The following is a 22,653-nucleotide window of genomic DNA, read 5'->3' as shown; positions in this document are numbered from 1 at the left end:
TTTGTGTGTCACGCGGTCGTCCGCCGGCGCCGGGACGGGCGCAGAGGACGGTCCCCAGGCTACGCCGTGCCGATCGCCAAGGCATTTCCGCCTCCGCCGGGTGGCCCGATTCACAGAAGATGCTAGAAGTTCAGTTGGCGCCGCGTGTCCAGTTGCTGACGGTAACGGCCTGATGGGCCCGGTTCTCCGGCCGTTCGCCGGTGCACCAGGCCCATCGTGGGACCGCTGAGGCGGGTGGGTCACACCCGCGACCCGTCAGGAGATGTCGCGCCGCCGGGTGAGCAGCAGGCCGACGATTCCGCTGGCCAGCGCGTATCCGACAAGCACCAGCGCGCCCACCCACCAGGGCGGGTACATCTCGCTCTCGCCCGGCGTGATCATGATCTGGGAGGCGGCAGCCGGCCAGATCACCTGCCACTTGAGCACGGCCATGCTGTCCAACCAGCTCGACAGCAGCAGGAAGAGCACGCCGATGACCTGGGTGCCGATCAGGTAGAGCACCGAGGCGGTGATCACCGCGCCCAACTGGTTGGTGATCAGGGTGCCGATGCCGACGCCGAGCACGGTCCAGATGGCGTACGCCATCAGGTTGAGCAGCAGCGCCCGTTGGACCTCCCACTCGCCGAGCAGGGTGCCGTGGTCGTTGAGGGCCAGGAAGGCGGCCCCGGCACCGAGGTCGATCACCGTGGTGACCAGCCAGAACGCGAAACCGAGCAGGCTCGCCGCGATCAGCTTGCTGACGATCACCGCGGAGCGCCGCGGGGTGGCCAGGAAGGTCGTGGTCGCGGTCTGGTGGAAGAACTCGTTGGTGACCATCAGGATGCCGATCAGCATCACGAACAACAGGCCCAGGTACTGGCCGGAGGTGTAGAGGTTGGCCGCCTGGGCCGGGGCGGACGCGGCGTCGCCGACGACCCCCAGCTCCTCGCCGCCGCCGTCGACCGTGGTGTTGAACAGCCAGGCGTTGAGCGGGAAGGCCATCGCGATCGACAGGAGCGCCCCGATGGCCAGCCACCACCAGGTGCTGGTCGTGCGGATCTTGAGCAGTTCGGAGCGGACCAGGTTGCTCATCGAATGCCCGCCTTTCCAGCCGTCAGCTCCAGGAACACGCGTTCCAGGTCGGGTCGTTCGGTGGTCAGCTCGTGCAGCTCGACACCGGCGGTCAACGCCACCCGGCCCACCGTCGGGGCGTCCACCCCGCCGATCATCAGCGCGCCGTGCTCGTCGGTCTCCACCGTGGCCGGCCCCTCGGCCAGTGCCCTGGTCAGCTCCTCCGCCTGCGGGGTGCGCACCCGGACCCGGACGCTCTGCGCCATCGAACCGATGACCTGCTCGACCGGACCCTGCCGGACCAGCTGACCCGCCGCGATGATCACCACGTCGTCGGCGAGCAACTGCATCTCCGACAGCAGGTGGCTGGAGACCAGCACCGTACGACCCTCGGCGGCCAGCGCCTTGAGGAACCCGCGCATCCACCGGATGCCCTCCGGGTCCAGCCCGTTGGCCGGCTCGTCGAGGATCAGCACCCGCGGGTCACCGAGCATCGCCGCGGCGATGCCGAGACGCTGCTTCATGCCGAGTGAGTAGCCCTTGAACTTGCGCTTCGCCGCCGGGGTCAGGCCGACCAGCGCGAGCGCCTCGTCGGCCCGCTGCCGGGGCAGCCCGGCCGCGGCGCAGATCACCCGCAGGTGGTTGATCCCGGTACGGCCCTTGTGCGCGCTGGACGCCTCCAGCACCGCACCGACGTGCCGCAGCGGCTCGGTCAACTCCGGGTACCGGCGTCCGCCGATCGTCGCGGTACCGGCGGTCGGGGTGACCAGGTTCAGCAGCATGCGCAACGTAGTGGTCTTACCCGCGCCGTTCGGCCCGAGGAAGCCGGTGACCCGGCCCGGCGCGACCGTGAACGACAGGTTGTTGACCGCCAGCACATTGCGGTACTGCTTGGTCAGGCCGGAAACCACGATCTGCGCGTCATTGGTGGGGCGTGACTGCCCGTCGGACATCATTCTCCTCCCGTGGCGCCGAGATGCGCCGTTGCACAGCGTGACGGTAGCGGTCAACCAAATCAATCGGGCGCACTCCGGAGATCGCCATCCGCCCCAGGCAGGAGTCGCCTCCTCCCCAGGGACGACGGGATCGACCGTCCTTACTGGCGGCCGATCCAGGTGGCGCGGGCGTGGCCGAGCCGGGCGCCGTCCGGTCCGTACAGGCTGGTGCGCACCAACGCCTTACGCCCCACGGCTTCCACCACCGCGCCGGTCACCACACACTCGTCGCCGGGCCGGGGCAGCGCCTCGACGTGGGCCGCGATCCGACCCAACACGTACGGTCGACCGGCCTCGATCACCGCCCAGCCGCCGGGGCAGTCCAGCGCGGCCCAGACCGTGGCGACGCTCACCTGCGCGGGCACCTGGAACGGTGCCGCGGTCCGGCCGTCGGGCAACCGTCCGGGGAAGATCCGGAGCCCGTCGAGGCGCTGCGGCCCGCAGACGTAGCAGCCGGGAAACGGGTGGTCCGTCAGGCCGGGGTACGCCGCCGAGGCGGCCCGTGCGGTCGCCGGATCGACCGGCGGCACCACGTCGTCGAGATCCTCCGCCGGACGGAGCTGGGCGATCACCTCCCCGGCCGGGTCGTGCACCTGGTCGTCGGTCAACGTCAGCGGGGTGTCCAGCGGTGGCGGTCGGCGCAACGTCACCTCGACCGGGCGCTGCCCGCCGTACGCCGTGGCGAAGACGCCCGCACTCCAGCCGCCGTTGCCCGTGCCAGGCGGCCCGTTGAACCGCGCCTCGATGATCATCGGATTCCTCCCGCCGTACCGGCCGGTGGTCGGCCATCCCGGCAGCCTCGCACGACCCTCGCCGGGGTGGCGGAGGTGGGCCATTGGCCGATCGCGAGGGCTGTCCCTGGCAGCCTGAACGGTGCACAGGCTTTTTTCAGGTACCGCCCAGCGTGGGCGCAGCGATGACGCGGATGATGGGCGACATGGCGGCTACCCAGACCGAGGCGCGACTGCTCGTCGTCGAGGACGACCCCAACATCCTCGAACTGCTCTCCGCGAGCCTGCGCTTCGCGGGTTTCGACGTGGCCACCGCCACCAGCGGCAGCGCGGCGCTCAGCGCGGCCCGTGACCACCGGCCCGACCTGGTGGTGCTCGACGTGATGCTGCCCGATCTCGACGGGTTCGAAGTGATCCGGATGATGCGCGAGGGCGGCACCCGTACGCCGGTGGTCTTCCTCACCGCCCGGGACGCCACCGACGACAAGATCCGTGGCCTGACCCTGGGCGGCGACGACTACGTCACCAAGCCGTTCAGCCTGGAGGAGTTGACCGCCCGGATCCGGGCGGTGCTGCGCCGCACCAGCACCGGTGAGCAGGCGCCGGCCCGGCTCACCTTCGCCGACCTCGAACTGGACGAGGAGACCCACGAGGTCTACCGCGCCGGCCAGCGGGTCCAGCTCTCGCCGACCGAGTTCAAGCTGCTGCGCTACCTGATGCTCAACGCCAACCGGGTGCTGTCCAAGGCGCAGATCCTCGACCACGTGTGGAACTACGACTTCCGGGGTGACGACAACATCGTCGAGTCGTACATCTCGTACCTGCGGCGCAAGGTCGACAACGTCGAGCCCCGGCTGATCCACACGCTGCGTGGGGTCGGCTACGTGCTGCGCAAGCCGGCGGCGTGAACGCGCTCCAGCAGGGCAAGAGTCGGCTGCGCGCGGTACCGCTGCGGGTCAAACTGGTCGCAGCCGTCCTCGCTCTGGTCGCCGCCGCGCTGCTGGTGATCAGTTCGTTGACCACCTTCTTCCTGCGCAGCTACCTGGTCGGCGAGGTGGATTCGGAGCTGGCGACCGCTGCCCGCAACATCGAGCAGGTGGCGGCCCTGGAACGGCCCAGCGCCCAGATCCCCACCGACTATCTGCTCGCGGCGACCGACCCGCGCACCGGCGTGACCGACTGGGTCTACTTCGACGATCGGCGTTTCAGCAGCGCCGACCTGCCCCGTTTTCCCGACGACGCGGCGGGATTCGACCACCTGGCCGGTGAGCCCCGTACCGCCCGGGCCCAGGGCAGCGAGGTGCGCTGGCGGGTCCACTACACCCAACTGGCCAACGGGCAACGGGTCGCCATCGCCCAGCACCTCATCGACGTCGATCGGGCGGTCACCCGGCTGGTCTGGATAGACGTACTGGTCGGTGGGGCGGTGCTGGTGCTGCTCGCCTCGATCGGCGCGGCGATCGTCCGGACCAGCCTCAAGCCGCTGGTGGAGATCGAACGCACCGCCGCCGCCATCGCCGGTGGTGACCTCAGCCGCCGGGTGCCCGACCCGGAGCACGGGCAGCCCTGCCCCACCTCCGAGCTGGGCCGGCTCTCCAGGGCGTTGAACGCGATGCTCAGCCAGATCGAGATGGCCTTCACCGCCCGTGCCGCCTCAGAACGCGCCGCCCGCTCGGCCGAGGTCGCGGCCCGGGACGCCGCCGAGGCGGCTCGCGCCTCCGAGGCCCGGGCCCGCCGATCCGAGGAACGGATGCGGCAGTTCGTCGCGGACGCCTCACACGAGTTGCGTACGCCACTGACCACCATCCGCGGCTTCGCCGAGCTGTACCGGCAGGGTGCCGCGCGCGCCCCCGAGCAGACCGCTGATCTGCTGCGCCGCATCGAGGACGAGGCCGCCCGGATGGGCCTGCTTGTCGAAGACCTGCTGTTGCTGGCCCGGCTGGACCGCGAGCGTCCGCTCTCCCTCGCCCCGGTCGAGCTGCCCGTGCTGGCCGCCGACTCGGTGGCGGCGGCCCGGGCGATGGCGCCGGATCGGCGGATCGAGCTGGACATTGCGCCCGGCTCGGGGCCGTTGGTGGTCCGCGGCGACGACGCACGGCTGCGGCAGGTGATCGGCAACCTGATGACAAACGCGCTGCGGCACACCCCGCCGGAGGCGTCCGTGACGCTGCGACTGCGTTCCGAACCGGGCAACCTGGCGGTGATCGAAGTCGCCGACACCGGCCCGGGACTCACCCCGGACCAGGCGGAGCGGGTCTTCGAGCGCTTCTACCGGGCGGACGCCTCGCGGACCAGGCGGATGGGCGGAACCACCGGCACCGGGCTCGGTCTGGCCATCGTCGCCGCGCTGGTGACAGTGCACCAGGGCACCGTGGAGGTGACCGACACTCCGGGCGGAGGTGCTACCTTCCGGGTCCGACTGCCGCTCGCCCCGGACATCGACGGCGAGCCCGAGTGACTTTCAGCGAACGCTCAGGCCAGGCTAAGGCGGAACGCAGAGCGATGGGAGAAGGTGGGGACATGACCGAGTACGAGTCCGACCCGCGCCGGCCGGCCCCCACCGACGCCGAGCCGTCGCACCCCGAGCTGCCCCGCGCCGAATACGCGCGGTCCGACTCCCCGACCATTCCCGTGGCCGGCAGCAGTGCCGATTCCAACGCCGAGTCGCCGACCATCCCGGTGCGGGCCGTCGAGACGTCTCCCGCCGGCGGTCAGGACGCCGAGCCGACCATGGTGGGCCTGCCCGTCGCCGGCTCGCCCCCGCCGCCGCAGTCCGAGCCGTCCAGCCCGGCCCCCGGTCAGCCCGCACAGGCTCCCGGTCAGCCCGCACAGGCTCCCGGTCAGCCCGCGCCGCAGGCTGCCGGTCAGCCCGCGCCGCAGGGACAGCCGGTCGGCGGCCAGCATCCCTGGGGTCCGGCCGGCTCGCAGCCGTACCAGCCCGGGTCGCCTTATCCGGCTTCGCCCTGGTACCCGGGCCAGTCCGGCTGGGCCGGCCCGTCGCAGCAGACCGCGCCGGGTGGGCACCCCGGATACCCCGGACAGCCGGGTACGCAGTCGGCTGGATACCCCGGACAGCCGGGTACGCAGTCGGCTGGATACCCCGGTCAGCTGCCGCCGTGGGCGGCACCGCAGCAGTCCGTCGCCGGGCCTCGGCCGGGCCGGATCGCCAAGTTCGTCGGCGCCGGCGTCGCGGTGTTCGCGCTGATGCTCGGCAGCGGTATCGCCGGCGGAACGCTCGCCCTGGCGCTGAGCGACGGCGGCACGATCACCCGCAGCTTCTCCGCCGCTCCCGTGATCGACGGCGCTGATCTGCCGCGCATCGCCGCGTCGGTGCAGGACAGCGTCGTGTCGATCACCACCGGCAGCGGCGAGGGCTCCGGCGTGGTGCTCACCGCCGACGGGTACGTGCTGACCAACAACCACGTGATCGCCGGGGGCGGTGACACCGTACGGGTGATCTTCGCCAACGGCACCAACGCCCAGGCCGACGTCATCGGCACCGACCCGCGTACCGACCTCGCGGTGTTGAAGGCCAACGGGGTGAGCGACCTCAAGGCCGCCACCTTCGGCGACAGCGACGCGATGCAGGTCGGCGACCAGGTGCTCGCCCTGGGCAGCCCGCTCGGCCTCCAGGGTTCGGTGACCGCCGGCATCCTCAGCGCCCGGGACCGCACCATCCAGGCCGGCAACGGTGACCGGTTGCCCGGTCAGGCGGTCAGCTCGATCTCCGGGCTGCTCCAGACCGACGCGCCGATCAACCCCGGCAACTCGGGCGGTGCCCTGGTCAACACCCGCGGCGAGGTGATCGGCATCAACACCGCGATCGCCACCGCCGGGCAGGGCAACACCGGCAACATCGGCGTCGGTTTCGCCATCCCGAGCAACAAGGCGAAGGACATTGCAGACAAGCTTCAGCGACGTGAGAAGATCAGTCACCCGTCGCTCGGGGTGAGCGTGACCGGCACCAGCGAAGGCGGGGCGCTGATCAACGCTGTCACGCCGGGCAGCGCGGCCGAGCGGGCCGGGCTGGAACGCGGTGACGTGATCACCCGCTTCGGCGACAAGGTGATCAATGACTCGAACGACCTCGTCGGTGCCGTACAGGCCGGCAAGGTCGGTGATCAGGTCGAGGTGACCTTCCAACGGAATGGTGCCGAGTCGACGGCAACCGTGACGCTCGCCGAAGCGTCATAAGTCACAGACCTGCCTCCCTACCGGGCGGCGGGTGGCGCGGCCAAGGGGGTTGGTCGCGGCACCCGCCGCCCTTTCTTCTGCCCTCACCCGAATCTCTGCCTTCACCCGAACCGGGTGAACCCGGCTCACCCGGGGTGCGGGCAGCCTCGGCGGAGAAGACCGCAGAGCCATGGGGGTGACATGACCGCCACCGCGTCCGCCGTGCGGACCGACGACCAGATCCAGCGGGACGTCCTCGACGAACTCAGCTGGGACCCGCGGGTCCTCTCGACCGACATCGGCGTCACCGTGCACGACGGCGTGGTGACCCTGACCGGCCAGGTGGACGGGGCCGCGCGCAGGTGGGCAGCGGTACGCGGCGCGCAGCGCGTACGGGGCGTACGGGCGGTCGCCGACGACATCGAGGTGATCCCGGTCGGACCGGTCCCCGTCACCGACGGCGCGCTGGCCATCGCGGCCGGCCGGGCGCTGGAGTGGAACAGCTTCGTGCCGGCACAGCGGCTGGACCTCACCGTCGCCAACGGCTGGATCATGCTGCGCGGCGAGGTGGAGTTCGGCTGGCAGCGGCGTACCGCCGAGCGGGAGCTACGTCGCATCCGGGGCGTACGCGGGGTGACCAACCTGGTCGAGGTCCGGCCTCCCGCCCGCCCGGACGCCGACCGGACCCGCCGCGACGTGCAGCGGGCACTGCTGCGCGGGATCGGCACCGAACGGGTGACTGTCGAGGTGCATGGCGACACGGTGACCCTGAGCGGGGTGGTGCGTTCCTGGTGGGAACGGGACCAGGCGGACCGGGTGGCCTGGTCGGCCGAGGGCGTCTGCGCGGTACGCAACGAGCTGCTGGTGGGCGGCTGAGCACCTGTCGTAGCCGGTTTGCCGCCACCCGGGGGCGGGAAACCGCTTCGACCCCCCGGCCCGCGGAATACGGCGGACCGGGCCGACGCCACAGACCGACGGGGGAGGACTCGTGGCTCACAACCACGGTGCGGGCGAGCACCAGCTGCGGATAGCAATGGTGGTGCCGCCCTGGCTGTCGGTGCCGCCACCCGGCTACGGCGGGTTGGAACAGGTGGTGGCCGGCCTGGTGGACGCGCTTGTCGACCGGGGACACGAGGTGACGTTGATGGGTGCCGGCGACGAACACGGCACCACTGGGGACTTCCTGGCCACCCTGGACGAGTTGCAGTACGACCGGCTCGGCGAGTCGCTGCCCGAACTGGCCCATCTGGCCCGGGTGAACCATCTGCTCAGCGCGGCCGACTTCGACCTGGTCCACGACCACAGCACGATCGGTCCCCTGGTCGCGGGGCGGCGCGACGTACCCACGCTGGCGACCGTGCACGGCAACCCGGTGGGGGAGTACGGCACCGTGCTCAGTGACACCGACCGGGGCGTCGGTCTGGTGGCCATCTCGCATGCCCAACGTCGGCTGAACCCGCGCCTGCCCTGGGTCGGTACGGTGCACAACGCGATGGATGTCGGCGACTTCCCGCGCAAGCAGCGACCCAGTCACGGGTCGGTGCTGTGGCTGGCCCGGTTCAGCCCGGACAAGGGGCCGGAACTGGCCATCGAGGCGTGCCGGGCGGCGGGGCTGCCGCTGGTGCTGGCCGGCAAGTGCAACGAGCCCGCCGAGCGGCGCTACTACCACGAGGTCATCGTGCCGATGCTCGGACCGGACGTCACCGTCGTGCTCGACGCGGACCGGGACGCCGTACTGCGGCTGCTGGTGGAGGCCCGGTGTCTCATCATGCCGATCCAGTGGGAGGAGCCGTTCGGCATCGTGATGCTGGAGGCGATGGCCACCGGTACGCCGGTGGTGGCGTTGAACCGGGGCGCGGTGCCGGAACTGGTCCAGCCGGGCGTGACCGGGCTGATCTGCGAACGACCCGAGGAGCTGCCGGCGGCACTTGGCGAAGCACCGCACCTCGATCCGGCGGACTGCGTGGCGCACGTCGCGCGGACCTTCTCCATCGAGCGGATGGCGGCCGGCTACGAGGAGGTGTACCGCCGCTTCCTGGTGGCGGCGACACCGCGGTCGGCGATGCGGGAACCAGCGCGGGTCACCCCGGGCTGAACAGCCCGGTCAGACCCGCGCCGCACTCAGCGCGGTGATCGCCGCGTCCAACTGCCGGGCGTACGCCGGACTCAGCCCTTCCTCCCGGAGCCGGGTGGCCACCTTCTCGCGCAGCCGGGCCACCCCGGGGCCGAGTTCACTCTCGCCGAGGCTGACCGCACGGGTCAGATTGCGTACCTCGTTGCGCAGGTCGAGGCCGACGTCCTCGCGGATGCCGCCGTCGGCGAGCCCGGCCCCGATCAGGTCTTCGAGCCGGCTCGCCGCCTCGACAAGCGTGTCCCCGCTGCTCGGCGTGGGCGGTGCCACCGTCGGCGGCGGTGGTGCGGCGGAACTCGCCGGCGGTGACGGTGACGGCTGCGGCTCGGCGCTCTCGGTGGGCGTGGTGGTCGGCTCGGGGGACTCGGTCGGCTCGGTGGTCGGCAGCGCGGCGGGTGGATCGCTGTCCTTCGGCCACAACGCCGGCACCACAAGCGCCGCCCCGACGAGCAGTACCAGGACCGCCAGGACCGGACGCAGCCACGACCGACCGTCGCTCGGCTCGTCGCCACCGCGAGTGGCCGGGCCGTCGTGCGTGGCCGGGCCGTCGTGCGTGGTGGAGCCGCCCGCTGGTACGCCGACGACCGGCGCCCCGGTGGCCGCGGCCGACGCGTGGCCGGCCGCCTGACCGGACCCGGCAGCCCCGTGGGCGGATCCGGCAGCCGGCTGGGCGAACCCGGCTGCCGCCTGGGCGGAGCCGCCGGTCGGCGGTGGCGTGACCGCGGGCAGTGTGACAGTCGGGGCGAGCATCGTGATCGCCTGCGGATCGGCGGGCAGCATCTGCTCGCGCAGCACGGTGGCGACCTGGCGAGCCGTGGGCCGGTCGGCCGGGTCGCGGGACAGGCAGCGCAGACAGATCTGGGCCACCACCGGCGGTAGCCCGGGCACCTCGGTGAGCGTGGGTGGCGGTCGGTCGGCCAGCGCCGCGCTCAGTTCCTCCCAGGTCTCCGCCGGGTACGGCACCCGGCCGGTCAACGTCTCGTGCAGCAGCACACCTAGCGAGTAGACGTCGGTGGCAGGTTGCGCCGGTGCCCCGTCGAGCCGCTCCGGGGCGACGTAGGCCGGGGTGCCGAAGGTGGCGCCGTCCTCGTCCTCGTCGGGGGCGCCGATGCGGGTCGCGATGCCGAAGTCGAGGACCTTCGCCCCGACCTGGGTCATCATCACGTTGGCCGTGGTGACGTCCCGGTGCACGATGCCGAGCCGGTGCGCGGCGGCGAGCGCGTCGGCGACCTGCGCGGCGACCTCGACCGCCTCCGGCCAGGGCAGCGGACCCTCGGTGAGTCGGAACTCCAACTCCTCACCGGAGAGCAGCTCCATCACCACGAACGAGGTGATGGTGCCGTCCGGCGACACGGTCTCGCCGTAGTCGTGGACCGAGGTCACATGTGGATGGACGAGCTGCGCGGCGGCTCGCGCCTCCTCCCGGACCATGTCGCGGAACCGGGCGTCGGCGGCAAGCGACGGGGCGAGCACCTTCAGCGCCACCACCCGGTCGAGAACCTCGTCGTGGGCCCGCCAGATGACCGACATGCCACCGGCGCCGATCTGGTCGATCAGCCGGTATCGGGTGGCCAGCAACCGACCGGGCTGCAGTGCTGGCTTCACGTTTTGCACCTGCCTCGTAGCGGGGAGCGGTATCAGGTTGCGCGAATGTTGCTGCGCTGTCAACGGTCTTGGACCGGCACCAGCTGACGTACCAGGGTGAACGGGGTGCGGTGCGGGCGTGCCAGGATGAACGGCATGGCGCGGGGACCGGTGGCGTTCGTGCTCGGCGGCGGGGGAGTGCTGGGCGCGGTCGAGGTGGGCATGTTGCGGGCGCTGTTCCGGGCGCGGATTCGGCCGGACCTGGTGCTGGGTACGTCGATCGGTGCGGTGAACGGTGCCCTGGTCGCCGCCGACCCGTCCGAGGCGGTCACCGACCGGCTGGTCCGGCTCTGGGCCTCGCCGGAGGCCAGTGAGGTGTACGGCGACTCGGTCGCCCGGCAGCTGCGCCGCTTCGCCGCCCGTACCCACCTGCACTCGCCCCGACCGTTGCGCAAGCTGCTGGAGAACGAGCTGGGCGCGGAGACCACCTTCGCCGACCTGAAGGTGCCGTTCCGGTGCTGCGCGGCGAACATCGAGCGGGCCGCCGAACACTGGTTCGTCAGCGGGCCCGTGGTGCCCGCCGTGCTCGCGTCGGCCTCGGTGCCCGGGTTGCTGCCGCCGGCACGCATCGGTGACCAGCACTACGTCGACGGCGGGATCGTCAACTCGATCCCGATCGGCGAGGCGGTCGCGGCCGGGGCCAGCCGCATCTTCGTACTCCAGGTGGGCCGGATCGAGCGGGCGCTGACCCCGCCCCGGCGGCCCTGGGAGATCGCCCAGGTCGCGTTCGAGATCGCCCGCCGGCACCGGTTCGCCCGGGAGATGGCCGCCCTGCCCGACGGGGTGGAGGTGCACGTGCTGCCGACCGGCGGCCTGGAGCCGCGCGACGACACCCCGTGGGCGTACCGGGACGTGGCGGCGGTGGGCCGGCGGATCAGCCGCGCCTACGCGGCGTCCCGGCACTACCTGGCGAACCTGGAGCGCTGATGCCGCTTCCGCCCCGGTGGCTGCGCCGGTTGTTGCTGGCACCCGGCGCGGTGCTGCTGGCCGTGCTGCTGGTGGTCACGGTGCCGTTCTGGGCCCTGCTCGCGCTGGCCGTCTCGCCGTTCGTGCCCGGGCGGCTACGCCCGCTGCGCCTGCTCTGGATCGGCTGCTTCTACCTGCTCTGGGACGCGGCGGCGCTGATCTGTCTGTTCGCGCTCTGGGTGGCCAGCGGTTTCGGCGCCCGGGTGAACTCGCCGGCCTTCCAACGCGCCCACTACGTGCTGGCGGGCTGGTTCCTGCGGGTGTTCTTCTGGCAGGCACGGTGGACGCTGCGGCTGAGCATCGAGGTGGTCGGCACCGACCCGGACACCGCCCTGCCGGGCCGTCCCGAGCTGGTCGTCAGCCGGCACGCCGGGCCGGGTGACTCGTTCATCCTGATCCACGCCCTGGTGAACTGGTTCCAGCGGGAGCCGCGCATCGTCCTCAAGGACACCCTGCAGTGGGATCCGGCGATCGACGTGCTGCTCAACCGGCTACCGAGCCGGTTCATCGCACCCGGACAGGACGGTCGGGGGACGATCAGCGAGCAGGTCGGTCATCTGGCCACCGGGCTGGACGACGACGACGTCTTGGTGATCTTTCCCGAGGGTGGCAACTTCACCCCCAGGCGTCGGCTGCGGGCCATCGAACGGCTGCGGGACCGGGGACACCACCGGATGGCGGTGAAGGCGGAGGCCATGCGACACGTGCTCGCCCCGCAGCCCGGCGGGCTGTTGGCGGCGCTGGACGCCGCACCGGACGCCGGGGTCATCTTCGTGGCGCACACCGGGCTGGACAAGATGCTCACCGTCGCCGACGTGTGGCGGGAACTGCCGATGGACAAGCAGTTGGTGATGCGCTTCTGGTCGGTGCCGCCGGAGGAGATCCCGGCCGGGCGACAACAGCGAATCGACTGGTTGTACGACTGGTGGAGTCGGATAGACGCGTGGATCGCCGACAACCGCGACGGTGCCGCGTAGGGTTCGTAAATGGACCAGATCAGCGTGGTGACGACGGTGGTCGACGCGCGTTCGGTCGCGGACCTGCTGGCTGCCGCTGCGGTGGCCGGACGGCAGGCGGCCTGCGCGCAGGTGGGCGGCCAGGTGCAGAGCACCTACTGGTGGCGGGGCGGGGTGGAGACCAGCACCGAATGGTCGGTGCAGTTCAAGACCGCACCGGACCGGGTCAACGCCCTGGTGGAGCAGATACGTGCCAGCCACCCGTACGAGGTGCCGGAGATTCTGGTCAGTCAGGTGTACTGCGGTCACCCTGAGTACGCCGCCTGGGTGTTCGAGCACACCCGTCCCTGAGTACCCGGACTCTGGTGCGGCGGGACGCGCGGGTCAAGGATGACTGCGTGACTGGCTACCCCTGCCCGGCGTGTGGTGCGTCGGCGAACCTCGCCTCGGGCTGCTCCGGATGCGGCCGGCCGCCGTACCCGGCCGCCGCCGAGGTGATCCAACTCGACCGTGAGATCGTCGAACTCGGCGCTGCGACGCGACAGGCACGGGCGACGTACGAAGGGCTGGCCGGTCGGCTGCTGACGGCGCAGCGACGCCGCGCCGAATTGGCCGCCGCGATCCGCACCGAGTTCCCGACGCCGGCCCCTCCGGCCAGCGTGGCCGGGGCGGTGCCGCCCACTGCGGTGCCGGCCGGGCCAGGCGGGGCGCTGCCGGTCGGGCCGGGCGGGATGTCGCCGGTCGGGTCAGGTGGGGCGGGGTCGGGCGGGTGGCCCGGCATGACGCCTGTCGACCCGGCGCGGCCCGGTGGGGCAGAGGCCTCGACCCGTACCGTGCAGGGGTTGCTGTTCGTCCTGGGTGGACTGCTGCTGGGCACCGCGGCGACGGTGTTCACGGCGGTGGCCTGGGCGTCGGTGGGAGTCACCGGCCGGGCGCTGATCCTGCTGGCGCTCACCCTGCTGCTGCTGGCCGTGCCGCTGGTGGCGCGCTGGCGTGGGCTGCGGGGCACCGCCGAGACGTTCGCCGGGGTCGGGCTGCTGCTGGTGGTGCTCGACGGGTACGCCGCCTGGTCGGTGGACCTGTTCGGGGTGACCGCCTGGCCGGGCAGCCTGTACGCGGCAGTGGTCGCGGCCGTCAGCGCCGCCCTGGCCGCCGGGTACGCCCGGCTCAGCCGACTGACCCTGCCGTGGTTCGCCGCCCTGCTGGCCGGGCAGCCGGTGCTGCCGCTGGCCGTCGCCGAGGCCCGGCTCGGGCCGGCCGGGCTGTCGGTGGTCTTCGTCGGGGTGGCGCTGGCCGACCTGGCGGTGCTGGTCGCGCTGCGGCGGCCGAGGGACGTCGCGGGCGAGGGGGCCACGACGACCTCGGCGGTACGGATCGCCGGCCAGGTGACCGCCGGTGCCGGGTACGCCGTGGCGCTGCTGCTCGCCGCGGGTTGTGCGTTGGTGCCGCTGCTCGTCGGCCGGGCCGGTGGGGTGGCGGTGCTGGCCGGCGTACCGATGCTGCTGGTGGCGCTGGCCCTGTTCGGTGCGGCGCTGCTGCTCGGTGGTGCCGTTGCGCGGGCGGTGACGGCCGGCGCGCTGGTGCCGGTGCTCGCCCTGGCGCTGATCCGCCCGGTCGGGGAACTGCGCGGGTCGGTGGTGCTGGTGGCGGCGGCCCTGGTGGTGGCGCTGCTGGCCGGTGCGGTGCGACTGCTTCAGGCGGGTTGGCAGCCCGGTCCCCGGATCGGTGCCGTGCTGGTGGCCGGCGCCACGGCGACGCTGACCACGTTGTGGGCGCTGGTGCTGGCGGGCACGACGGTGGGCCGCTCGTTGCCGCCGTGGCGGGGGGCCACGGCCGGGCCGGACCACCCCTGGGGCTGGCAGTTGCCTGTCGCGTTGGCGTTGACCGTGGCGGCGCTGGCCTGGCTGCTGCCTCGGGCGGCCCAGCCGACGATCGCGCTTGTCGGGGTCGCCGCCACGACGCTCGCCCTGCCGGCGGCCTGGGCCACGCCGTGGCCGGTCGTGGTCGCTCTCGACCTGCTTGTCGCCGTGGCGCTGCTGGCGGTGTCGGTGGCCCGCCCGGTGGGCCGGGCGACGGTGCTGGCCTCGGCACTGGCCGGCGCCGCGCTGCTCGGGCACGGGCTGCTGGTCGGCCTGGCCGGCCCGGCCGGGGCCGGTGCGGCGTGCGCGGTGGTGCTGGTCGCCGGCCTCGCCGTGGCCGCCGTGGGTCGCCGGGGCGGGCCCGAGCAACGCCTGGTGGCCGGGTTCGCGCTGCTCGCGGCGGTGCTCGTGGTGCCGGCCGGTGCGGCGATCGCGCTGATCGGCGCCGGCGCGCCGCCCTGGTGGCAGTCCCGGGCGGCACTGGCCGCCCTCGTACTGCCGGCGGTCGCGCTGGTCACCCTCCGGACACACTGGACCGACCTGCGGGCGTACGCCTCGACCGGGTTCGCCGTGGCGGCGGCCCTGACCGGTCTCGGGTCGGTCGCCGTACCGGGTGATGAACCGTTGACCCTCTACGCGGCCGGTACGGCGCTGCTTGTCGCGCTGGCCGGGTTCCGGTCCCGTCCCTCGGTGGCATTGTCGGTGGCGGGTGTCGGGCTGGCCGCCGTGGCGGTGCTGGCCGCCGTCCCGGTGGCGCTGACCGCGCTGGTGACCCCGTACGGGCCGCCGGCCGCCATCTGGTCCGGCGCACCGGCGGTGCAGTCGGTGGCGGGCGCGGTGCCGGTGGGAGTGGCCCTGTCGGTGCTGGCCCTGGCGGCGGTACTGGCGACCTGGCCGACCGGTCGGGCCGGCGGGTGGCGTCTGGCGGCGGCGGTGCTGCCGTTCGTGGCGCTTGCCGGGCCGGTGCTGCTGGTGGCCGCTCGGGCACCCTGGCCGGTGGTGCCGGCAGCAGCGCTGCTCGGTGGCGTCGCCCTGCTGCTGGTCATCGCGGTGCGGCCGGTGGGCGCCCCGTTCGTGGCGGTCGGCGTGCCGGTGGGGCTGGTGCTGATCGGGGCGGGACTGCTCAACCTCCAGGCCACCCGGGCCGGGACGCTCGCCGGGCTGGGTCTGCTGGTGGTGGCGGCGACCGTGGTCGGGGTGGCGGCCCGGCGACACCTGGTGCGGCTGGCCGGTTGGCTGGTCGCGGTCGCGGCGGCGACCGGTCTCGCCATCACCGCCTCGCTGGCCGCCGGGCAGCCGCTGCGGGTGGCGGCCTTCGCGGTGCTCGGCGTGGCCGCCGTCGCCCTCGCCCTGGCCGCGATCGTGCCCAGCATCTCGGCGCTGTCGGGTCGGGTGCTGGACGCCGCCGCGCAGGCGGTGGCGCTGGTCGGGCTCCTGCTCACCATCGGTGCGGCCCGGCACGCCGCCACGGTCTGCGTGCTCTGGGCCGTCGCGGTCGGGCTGCGGCTGCTGCGCCGGGGCGAGTCGACCGCGCGGCGGTGGGTCTTCGCCGCGATCTCGGCCGGCAGCGTCCTGCTCGCCATCTGGCTGCTGCTGGGGGCCGGTGGGGTGACGGTGCTGGAGGCGTACACCGTGCCGTTCGCGGTGGTGGCGCTCGCTGCGGGCACTGTGGCGTTGCGTACCCGGCCGGGGCTGACCAGTTGGCTCGCGCTCGGCCCCGGTCTGGCCGCGGTGCTGCTGCCCAGCCTGGCCGCCGTGCTGTTCGGCACGGACCCGCAGCCGTGGCGACGGTTGCTGCTCGGCGCTGCCGCGCTCGCCGTGACACTGCTCGGGGCGGTCCGACGCTGGCAGGCGCCGGTGGTGCTCGGTGGGTTGACGCTGGCCGCGCTCGCCGTGCACGAGCTGGTACGCAGCTGGGACCTGCTGCCCCGGTGGGCCTACCTGGGCACCGCAGGACTGGCCCTGATCGCCCTCGCCACCACCTACGAACGCCGTCGCCGCGACCTGCTCCGCCTCCGCGCCACGGTCAGCCGCATGAGCTGAGTGGCCGATCTTGGTACGAAAGCGCCCCTCCAAGGGCACTTTCGTACCAAGATCGGGCGGCAGGGTCAGTTGAGTTGGGAGAGTTGCTCGGTCAGGTCCTTCGGGGCGTCCATCACCTCAGCGGCGGCGGGCGGAGTGATATCCGGCGTGGCGCCGAAATCGCCGAAGGCGACCGTGACGGCGCCGAGGCTCATGTCGACGTCGCTCAGGCGCAGGGTCAGTTCGGTCAGTCGCCCCTCGGCATCAATCTGCGCTTTGAAGGGCAGCGACCGGAGCGTTTCGGCCGTGGATTCCGGCAGCTCGGTCAGCGCGACGGACGAGGTGTGGGTGAGGTCGAGCGTGCCCGAAAAGTGTCCGGGCGCCTCGCGTCGTACCTCGACGATCTGTCCCACAAGCTTGCCAATCTCTCCCGGATCGCCAGTCGGCATGATGTCCAGGCCGATGGTCGTCAGGACATCCGCTGAGGGCATCCGCAGCCAGCGGCCATCCCACAGGTCATCGAAGCGAAGGAACGCGCTGTCGTTCACGGCGGTCATCGCCCATCGGGTCACCTTGCCGTCGGCGGTCACCTCGGCGGTGACGGCGAAGTCGCCGGCCGCGGGGTCCACCACTGCGGTGGCGGTGAAGAGCAGCGACAGACTGGTCCTGCCCATGGTCATCGTCGAGGTGGTCTGTCTGGTCAGCTCGGCTGCGGCGACCAGTACCGCGCGTGGGTCGGGCGGCAGGCTGGTGACCGTCGCAGCCGGAGGTGCCGGCGCAGCGGGAGCACAACCGGACAGGCAGAGGGGCACCAGCGCGAGTGCCGTACACACGGTCGCCAGCGTGCGGTTGCGCATGATGTGTCTCCATGTCCGGCCGGCGACCATCGTCTGATCCGGCGGTCAGTGTAGGGGTGAGGGCCGGCGGAGTTGTTGGTCGACGCCGTGCTGGCGGTCAACGGTAGGGTCTGGCCATGGCAGAGGTGCTCACCGCTGAGGCGGTACGAGACGAGCTGGGTGGGCTGGCGGGGTGGTCGCAGGACCCGGCCGGGATCACCCGTACCGTGGAGCTGGCCAGTTTTCCGGACGCCATCGGGCTGGTCGGCCGGGTCGCCGCCACGGCCGAGGAGTTGGATCACCACCCGGACATCGACATCCGTTGGCGCACCGTGACCTTCCGCTGCGTCACCCACTCGGCGGGCGGCGTCACCCGGCGGGACATCGAGCTGGCTCGGCGGATCGACGAGATCGTGGGAGGCACCACCCGATGAGGTTCGAGATCAGCAAGGTGCTGGACGCCATCGAGGGGCGGGTCTGCACCGATCCGCAGTTGGCCCGCGCGGTGGTCGACCTGGCCGAGATCATCCGTTACCAGGACCTCGACGGCGGACGTCCGGCCAGCACGCTGCGCCTCGGCATGGTCATCGACGCGCTGGCGCGCAGCCTGGAGGAGGACAACGTCCCGGTCTACGCGGTGGTGCACCGGGGGGTGCTCTCCGACGCCGACCTGACCTCCAACGAGCGGATGGTGGTCCGCCGCTGGGCCGACGACGGCCTGGTCGAGGTGCTCGACAACCCCGGGGACCGGATGCTTGAGGTGGCCGACCTGCTCGGCCTGCCGGTGCTCAGCCGGGTGCGCTTCGACGGACTGCGCGGACGGTTCCCCTGGCTGGTCGAGCAGCCCGGTCGGGTGGTCGCCCCGGTGCCGGGTGCCGGCGGACCTGTGTTCATCGCCCACGTCGGTGGCGGTCACACGCCGGTGGCCGGGCCGCCGTCGCCGGCTGCGGCGCAGCTGCTCGCCCGCGAATGGCGGTGCTCGGAGTCGGGCTGCAACCTGTTCGGGGGAGGTGGTGGCGGTGGCGCCTTCGCCGACCTGGCCCGGGTGGACCGGGCGCCGACCGGCCAGCCGCCACCGTCGCTGCGCAACGGCGTGCCGACCTGCCCCCGGCACGGCAGCCGGCTGCGCGACGCCGGCCCCCGGTCGCGCAGCGAGGTCCTCGCGGTACGCGTCGGTGGCCTGATCCGGCGTCGATTCACGCTCACCGAGGAGCAGTCGGTGCTGGTCGGCCGGGCACCGGAGGGCAGCGGCGGCATCATGCTCGGGCAGTGGCTCAACGACGAGGCCCGCCGCTGGATCAGCCGCAGCCACCTGCGGCTGGAGCTGCGTGGCAGCGACGTGATGGTCACCGACGTGAGTACCAACGGCTCCGGCATCCGACCGGCCGGGTCGCTGGCCGAGGCGGACCGCATCCCGCTGGCCCCGCAACAGTCCCGGGTGCTGGCCGGCGGCGACATGGTGGAGCTGTACCCGGGGGTGCAGATCGGCCGCCCGACCGACCTGCCGTCGGGTGCGCCGTACAACCCCGACTCGGTGATGTCCGAGGCCCCGACGATGGCGATGCGTCTGCCTCGCTGAACCCGACGCCGTGACGCGGGTGGGGTGCCCGGGACCTGGCACCCCACCCGCGTGGCTGATCAGCCGGCCAGCACCGCCGCCAGCTGCGCGACCGCGTGGTCGATCTCCTCGGCGGTGATCGTCAGCGGCGGGGCGAGCCGGATCGTCGAGCCGTGGGTGTCCTTGGCCAGGACGCCACGCTCCATCAGGCGCTCGCACGCCTCCCGGCCGCTCATCAGCGCCGGGTCGATGTCCAGTCCGGCCCACAGACCCCGACCGCGTACGGCGACCAGGCCCTTGCCGATCAGGGCGTGCAGCCCGGCGTGCAGCCGCTCGCCCAACTCGGTCGAGCGGCGCTGGAACTCGCCGGTGGCCAGCAACCGGACCACCTCGGTGGCCACCGCGCAGGCGAGCGGGTTGCCGCCGAAGGTGGAGCCGTGCTGGCCAGGCCGCAGCACGCCCAGCACGTCGGCGTCGGCCGCCACCGCGGAGACCGGCACGATGCCGCCGCCGAGCGCCTTGCCCAGCAGATACATGTCCGGTACGACGCCCTCCAGCTCGCAGGCGAACGTGGCCCCGGTACGCCCCAGCCCCGACTGGATCTCGTCGGCGATGAACAGCACGTTGCGCTCGGTGCAGAGCTGACGCACCCCCGGCAGGTAGCCGGTCGGCGGCACCACCACACCCTGCTCGCCCTGGATCGGCTCCAGCAGCACCGCGACAGTGGTCTCGTCCACCGCCTCGGCCAGCGCGGTCAGGTCGCCGTACGGGACGATCTTGAAACCCGGGGTGTACGGCCCGAAGTCTGCGCGGGCGTCGTCGTCGGTGGAGAAGCTCACGATGGTGGTCGTACGCCCGTGGAAGTTGCCCTCCGCGACCACGATTGTGGCCTGACCGGCCGGCACGCCCTTGACCTGGTATCCCCACTTGCGGGCCACCTTGATGCCGGTCTCCACGGCCTCGGCCCCGGTGTTCATCGGCAGCACCAGGTCCTTGCCGCACAACGCGGCCAGCTCCCGGCAGAAGTCGGCGAACTGGTCGTGGATGAACGCCCGGCTGGTCAACGTCAGCTTGTCGAGCTGGGCGTGTGCGGCGGCGATCAGCGCCGGGTGACGGTGGCCGAAGTTCAGTGCGGAGTAGCCGGCCAGGCAGTCCAGGTAGCGCCGACCGTCCACGTCGGTGACCCAGGCACCCTCGGCGGAGGAGATCACCACCGGCAGCGGGTGGTAGTTGTGCGCGGTGTGACGCTCCGCGTCCTGCACCGCGGCGGGGGTCCGCAGCATGTCCTCGATCATCGGCTTGCCTTTCCCTGACGGAGTCGCAACGTGCAGCACTTCGGGCCACCGCCGGCCTTGCGCAGCTCGGACAGGTCGACGCCGATGGTCTGGTAGCCCCGCTCGCGCAGCTTCGCGGCCAGGTCGGTGGCCTGCTCGGGCAGGACCACGTGCCGGCCGTCACTCACCGCGTTGAGGCCGAGGACCTCGGCGTCGGCCATGGTGGCGTGCACCGCGTCCGGGAAGAGCCGGCGCAGTACTGCCTGGCTGCCGGGGGAGAACGCCTCCGGCAGGTACGCCACGGTCCGCTCGTCGAGCACGGTCAACGCGGTGTCCAGGTGGTAGAAGCGCGGGTCGACCAACTGCATCGTGATCACCGGGTAACCGAAGACCTCCTGCAACTGGGCGTGCGAGGCGTGCGCGGTACGGAATCCGGTGCCGGCGAGCAGGTGGTCGCCGGCCAGCAGGATGTCGCCCTCGCCCTCGTTGACGTGCTTCGGGTCGTACATCTCGAAGCCGGCCGCCTCGAACCAGGCACGGTAGGCGGGGGCCTCGTCGGCGCGCTGCGGGTCGCGGAACTGCACCGCCATCGCCTTACCGTCGATCACGGTGCCGCCGTTGGCGGCGAAGACCATGTCCGGCAGACCCGGCACCGGAGTGATCTCCTCGACGGTGTGCCCCAGGTCCCGGTACACCTTGCGCAGCCGCTCCCACTGCCGGACGGCGAGATCGGTGTCGACGGGGGCGGTCGGGTCCATCCACGGGTTGATCGCGTAGTCGACGGCGAAGTACGTCGGCCGGCACATCAGAAAGTGCTGGCGGGTGGCGTCCATCGTCATTGTCCTGCTCCCAGGGTCTCCGCGCGCCCTGACCACCGGCGGCCCACGGGCTGGCGCGTGCCTCAACGGTATGCGCCCCCGACCTGCAGAATCCACCGCAGACCCTTGCAGAGGGCAGCAGATCATTGCGTCTGAGGACCTGCCGACGACTGATCGTTGCGCCAACTACGTGATCGACTTCCAGCGGGGTTGGCGGTGGCGCTGTTTCGGCGTAGTGGGGGTGTCGGGGTGGGTGGGAGACCGCCGTTTCGGCGAAACGGTGGCTGGACGGGCTGCGAACACACATCAGGGGCGGCGAATCGCCGCCCCTGACGAAATGTGTGTGCCCGGCTGGTGAACCACCAGAGCTGGTCGGGCTGCGGCCGGTTCCTCACCGGCCGGGCGCCGGTGAACCACCGGCGCGGCGAAATGTGCCCACTAGAACCGATCCACAAACTGTGAATCAAGCCACTCGCGCAGCCTGGCCACCGTGTCACCGTCGGTGTTCGGCCACTCGTACTGCCCGGTCATGGCCAGCACGCCGAGCACCACCGCGCCGAGGCCGAAGGCGATCCCGAGCAGGGCGTCGGGCTTGCCGGCGACGTTTCGCCGCCGAGTGGCGATCAGGCCGAGCACGGCGAACACCGCGCCGAGGGCACCGATGCCGATGCCGTACCCGGCAAGCGTCCCGGTCAGCACGAACAGCAGGCCGGCGACCCCGACGATCAGGCCGACGGTGGCCAGCAGGCTGGGCCGCGGCCGTCGACCGGCAACCACCTGCGCCTCGTCCGACGCCTCCCGGCCATCGGTGCGCTCGACGCTGCCGTCCCGCTCACCACCGAGCGCCGGGTCACGCTCCGGGGCGCGCTCCAGATCGTCGGTACGGGTCCGGTCGGTCACGCTGCTGCCGGCGATCACACCGGTGGTGGTCACGCCGTTTCGGGTGGTCGCTTCGGTGGGGGTGGTCGTGCTGGTGGGGGTAGCGGCGGTGTCGTTTCGGGTGGTCGTGCTGGTGGGGGTGGTGCGGCCGGTGGGCGGTACGGGGGTGGTGGCGCGGGCTCGGCGGGAGCCGTCAACGCCGGACCGGGCCGTGGCGGCCCGGGCAGCGGCCCGCTCGGTGGCCGGCCGATCGGTGCTGTCCACGGGGGCAGCTCCAGCGCCGCCGCCGGTGGCCGCTCGGTCGGACGCCCGCTCGGCGGTTCCTGACCGGTCGGCGGCGGCCGGGTTGGCTGCCCGGGTGGCGGCTGTGTCGGCTGGGCGCTCGGCGGTTGCCGGGTTGGTTGGGCGCTCGGCGGTGGGGGCCGCTGAGCTGGTGCGGTAGGTCTCATCGTTGCGGTCGGTGGGCCGGGTGTCGGTGGCGACCGTGGCACCGCGTTCGGCGTCCTCGTCGAGGGTCGTCGCCGGTTCCGTCCGGCGGGACAGCGAAGGAAATCTCATGGCTTCACCTCCTGATCATGCGTGGCAGGCCCCCACCCCCCGACCACCCCACGCGCTAACACCCCACACGTACCCAGCGACTCTTCAGGCAACACGCACTCGCGGCAGATCTTGGTACGAAACGGCCCTTCTGAGGGCGCTTTCGTACCAAGATCTGCCGCGAGAGAGGGGAGGGGGAGAGGGGGGAGAGGGGGGGAGAGCAG

19 protein-coding genes are annotated in these 22,653 nt (G+C 72.4%); 11 read left to right on the top strand and 8 right to left on the bottom strand.

All coding sequences use genetic code 11. The annotated features are described in order from the left end of the window. Positions 1 to 255: 255 nt before the first annotated feature. From C1A38_RS23870 to C1A38_RS23860, 3 genes are all read right to left on the bottom strand, one after another. On the bottom strand, positions 256 to 1,071 hold the full coding sequence (locus tag C1A38_RS23870; RefSeq protein ID WP_102659969.1) for an ABC transporter permease: 816 nt from the start codon (positions 1,069 to 1,071) through the stop codon (positions 256 to 258). Next, positions 1,068 to 2,003: an ABC transporter ATP-binding protein gene (locus C1A38_RS23865; RefSeq protein ID WP_102659975.1), complete on the bottom strand. Its 936-nt coding sequence runs from the start codon at positions 2,001 to 2,003 to the stop codon at positions 1,068 to 1,070. Before C1A38_RS23865 ends, C1A38_RS23870 begins: the two co-directional genes overlap by 4 nt. 143 nt (positions 2,004 to 2,146) lie before the next feature. After that, complete coding sequence (locus tag C1A38_RS23860; protein WP_102659968.1) at positions 2,147 to 2,797, bottom strand: hotdog fold domain-containing protein; 651 nt, start codon at positions 2,795 to 2,797, stop codon at positions 2,147 to 2,149. A 185-nt stretch (positions 2,798 to 2,982) separates the two neighbouring features. Between C1A38_RS23860 and C1A38_RS23855 the strand changes: the two genes are divergently transcribed. The 5 genes from C1A38_RS23855 (at position 2,983) to C1A38_RS23835 (ending at position 9,044) form a co-directional block, all read left to right on the top strand. After that, a complete protein-coding gene (locus C1A38_RS23855; RefSeq protein WP_102659974.1) occupies positions 2,983 to 3,684 on the top strand; it encodes a response regulator transcription factor in 702 nt (233 codons plus the stop codon). After that, complete coding sequence (locus tag C1A38_RS23850) at positions 3,681 to 5,234, top strand: HAMP domain-containing sensor histidine kinase (protein ID WP_102659967.1); 1,554 nt, start codon at positions 3,681 to 3,683, stop codon at positions 5,232 to 5,234. The genes C1A38_RS23855 and C1A38_RS23850 overlap by 4 nt, the downstream gene beginning before the upstream one ends. Positions 5,235 to 5,296: 62 nt before the next feature. Then, on the top strand, positions 5,297 to 6,970 hold the full coding sequence (locus C1A38_RS23845; RefSeq protein WP_102659966.1) for a S1C family serine protease: 1,674 nt from the start codon (positions 5,297 to 5,299) through the stop codon (positions 6,968 to 6,970). Between the two features lie 180 nt (positions 6,971 to 7,150). Beyond that, positions 7,151 to 7,825 carry a BON domain-containing protein gene (locus C1A38_RS23840; RefSeq protein ID WP_102659965.1) on the top strand — a complete coding sequence of 225 codons (675 nt, stop codon included), beginning with the start codon at positions 7,151 to 7,153 and terminating at the stop codon, positions 7,823 to 7,825. Positions 7,826 to 7,937: 112 nt separating this feature from the next. Further along, positions 7,938 to 9,044, top strand: coding sequence for a glycosyltransferase family 4 protein (locus C1A38_RS23835; protein ID WP_373306885.1), 1,107 nt, complete (start codon positions 7,938 to 7,940; stop codon positions 9,042 to 9,044). Positions 9,045 to 9,053: 9 nt separating this feature from the next. Here the strand turns inward: C1A38_RS23835 and C1A38_RS23830 are convergent, their stop codons facing one another. Next, the gene (locus C1A38_RS23830; protein WP_102659963.1) at positions 9,054 to 10,685 is read right to left on the bottom strand and encodes a serine/threonine-protein kinase; all 1,632 of its coding nucleotides are present in this window, start codon (positions 10,683 to 10,685) and stop codon (positions 9,054 to 9,056) included. A gap of 135 nt (positions 10,686 to 10,820) precedes the next feature. On the opposite strand from C1A38_RS23830, the gene C1A38_RS23825 reads away from it, so the two are divergent. From C1A38_RS23825 to C1A38_RS23810, 4 genes are read left to right on the top strand one after another with little or no spacing between them, the layout of a single operon-like run. Next, positions 10,821 to 11,651, top strand: coding sequence for a patatin-like phospholipase family protein (locus C1A38_RS23825; protein ID WP_102659973.1), 831 nt, complete (start codon positions 10,821 to 10,823; stop codon positions 11,649 to 11,651). Then, entirely contained in the window at positions 11,651 to 12,667 is a 1,017-nt protein-coding gene (locus tag C1A38_RS23820) for a 1-acyl-sn-glycerol-3-phosphate acyltransferase (protein WP_102659962.1), read from the top strand. The genes C1A38_RS23825 and C1A38_RS23820 overlap by 1 nt, the downstream gene beginning before the upstream one ends. 9 nt (positions 12,668 to 12,676) lie before the next feature. Further along, positions 12,677 to 12,997 carry a divalent-cation tolerance protein CutA gene (gene cutA, locus C1A38_RS23815; protein ID WP_102659961.1) on the top strand — a complete coding sequence of 107 codons (321 nt, stop codon included), beginning with the start codon at positions 12,677 to 12,679 and terminating at the stop codon, positions 12,995 to 12,997. Positions 12,998 to 13,044: 47 nt separating this feature from the next. Further along, entirely contained in the window at positions 13,045 to 16,548 is a 3,504-nt protein-coding gene (locus tag C1A38_RS23810) for an SCO7613 C-terminal domain-containing membrane protein (RefSeq protein ID WP_233196991.1), read from the top strand. Between the two features lie 65 nt (positions 16,549 to 16,613). Here C1A38_RS23810 and C1A38_RS23805 read toward each other — a convergent pair whose 3' ends face one another. Continuing rightward, on the bottom strand, positions 16,614 to 17,384 hold the full coding sequence (locus tag C1A38_RS23805) for a hypothetical protein (protein ID WP_102659959.1): 771 nt from the start codon (positions 17,382 to 17,384) through the stop codon (positions 16,614 to 16,616). 116 nt (positions 17,385 to 17,500) lie between these two features. Here C1A38_RS23805 and C1A38_RS23800 point away from each other — a divergent pair, with 116 nt between their 5' ends. Both C1A38_RS23800 and C1A38_RS23795 read left to right on the top strand, forming a co-directional pair. After that, positions 17,501 to 17,797 (top strand): 4a-hydroxytetrahydrobiopterin dehydratase, encoded by a 297-nt coding sequence (locus C1A38_RS23800; protein ID WP_102659958.1) that lies wholly within the window; start codon positions 17,501 to 17,503, stop codon positions 17,795 to 17,797. Continuing rightward, the gene (locus C1A38_RS23795) at positions 17,794 to 18,942 is read left to right on the top strand and encodes an FHA domain-containing protein (protein ID WP_102659957.1); all 1,149 of its coding nucleotides are present in this window, start codon (positions 17,794 to 17,796) and stop codon (positions 18,940 to 18,942) included. The genes C1A38_RS23800 and C1A38_RS23795 overlap by 4 nt, the downstream gene beginning before the upstream one ends. 59 nt (positions 18,943 to 19,001) lie before the next feature. On the opposite strand, the gene rocD is transcribed toward C1A38_RS23795, so the two are convergent. From rocD to C1A38_RS23780, 3 genes are all read right to left on the bottom strand, one after another. Continuing rightward, the gene (rocD, locus tag C1A38_RS23790) at positions 19,002 to 20,216 is read right to left on the bottom strand and encodes an ornithine--oxo-acid transaminase (RefSeq protein ID WP_102659956.1); all 1,215 of its coding nucleotides are present in this window, start codon (positions 20,214 to 20,216) and stop codon (positions 19,002 to 19,004) included. Then, a complete protein-coding gene (gene ddaH / locus C1A38_RS23785; protein WP_199180312.1) occupies positions 20,213 to 21,028 on the bottom strand; it encodes a dimethylargininase in 816 nt (271 codons plus the stop codon). The genes rocD and ddaH overlap by 4 nt, the downstream gene beginning before the upstream one ends. A gap of 423 nt (positions 21,029 to 21,451) precedes the next feature. Next, positions 21,452 to 22,450, bottom strand: a complete 999-nt coding sequence (locus C1A38_RS23780; protein WP_102659954.1) for a DMT family transporter — start codon at positions 22,448 to 22,450, stop codon at positions 21,452 to 21,454. Positions 22,451 to 22,653: the final 203 nt, after the last annotated feature.

This window comes from Verrucosispora sp. ts21 (assembly GCF_002879555.1).
GTDB classification, from domain to species: Bacteria; Actinomycetota; Actinomycetes; order Mycobacteriales; family Micromonosporaceae; genus Micromonospora; species Micromonospora gifhornensis.
Note: the sequence above shows the minus strand (reverse complement) of the source record. Positions and strands in the feature narration are given on the sequence as shown.

Bases quoted from the DNA above. Each gene is read 5' to 3' on its own strand.
- C1A38_RS23795 (WP_102659957.1), top strand. From the start codon at position 17,794: ATGAGGTTCGAGATCAGCAAGGTGCTGGACGCCATCGAGGGGCGGGTC.
- C1A38_RS23860 (WP_102659968.1), bottom strand. From the start codon at position 2,797: ATGATCATCGAGGCGCGGTTCAACGGGCCGCCTGGCACGGGCAACGGC.
- C1A38_RS23870 (WP_102659969.1), bottom strand. From the start codon at position 1,071: ATGAGCAACCTGGTCCGCTCCGAACTGCTCAAGATCCGCACGACCAGC.
- C1A38_RS23780 (WP_102659954.1), bottom strand. From the start codon at position 22,450: ATGAGATTTCCTTCGCTGTCCCGCCGGACGGAACCGGCGACGACCCTC.
- C1A38_RS23865 (WP_102659975.1), bottom strand. From the start codon at position 2,003: ATGTCCGACGGGCAGTCACGCCCCACCAATGACGCGCAGATCGTGGTT.
- C1A38_RS23805 (WP_102659959.1), bottom strand. From the start codon at position 17,384: ATGCGCAACCGCACGCTGGCGACCGTGTGTACGGCACTCGCGCTGGTG.
- rocD (WP_102659956.1), bottom strand. From the start codon at position 20,216: ATGATCGAGGACATGCTGCGGACCCCCGCCGCGGTGCAGGACGCGGAG.
- C1A38_RS23800 (WP_102659958.1), top strand. From the start codon at position 17,501: ATGGCAGAGGTGCTCACCGCTGAGGCGGTACGAGACGAGCTGGGTGGG.
- C1A38_RS23820 (WP_102659962.1), top strand. From the start codon at position 11,651: ATGCCGCTTCCGCCCCGGTGGCTGCGCCGGTTGTTGCTGGCACCCGGC.
- C1A38_RS23825 (WP_102659973.1), top strand. From the start codon at position 10,821: ATGGCGCGGGGACCGGTGGCGTTCGTGCTCGGCGGCGGGGGAGTGCTG.
- ddaH (WP_199180312.1), bottom strand. From the start codon at position 21,028: ATGGACGCCACCCGCCAGCACTTTCTGATGTGCCGGCCGACGTACTTC.
- cutA (WP_102659961.1), top strand. From the start codon at position 12,677: ATGGACCAGATCAGCGTGGTGACGACGGTGGTCGACGCGCGTTCGGTC.
- C1A38_RS23855 (WP_102659974.1), top strand. From the start codon at position 2,983: ATGGCGGCTACCCAGACCGAGGCGCGACTGCTCGTCGTCGAGGACGAC.
- C1A38_RS23840 (WP_102659965.1), top strand. From the start codon at position 7,151: ATGACCGCCACCGCGTCCGCCGTGCGGACCGACGACCAGATCCAGCGG.
- C1A38_RS23845 (WP_102659966.1), top strand. From the start codon at position 5,297: ATGACCGAGTACGAGTCCGACCCGCGCCGGCCGGCCCCCACCGACGCC.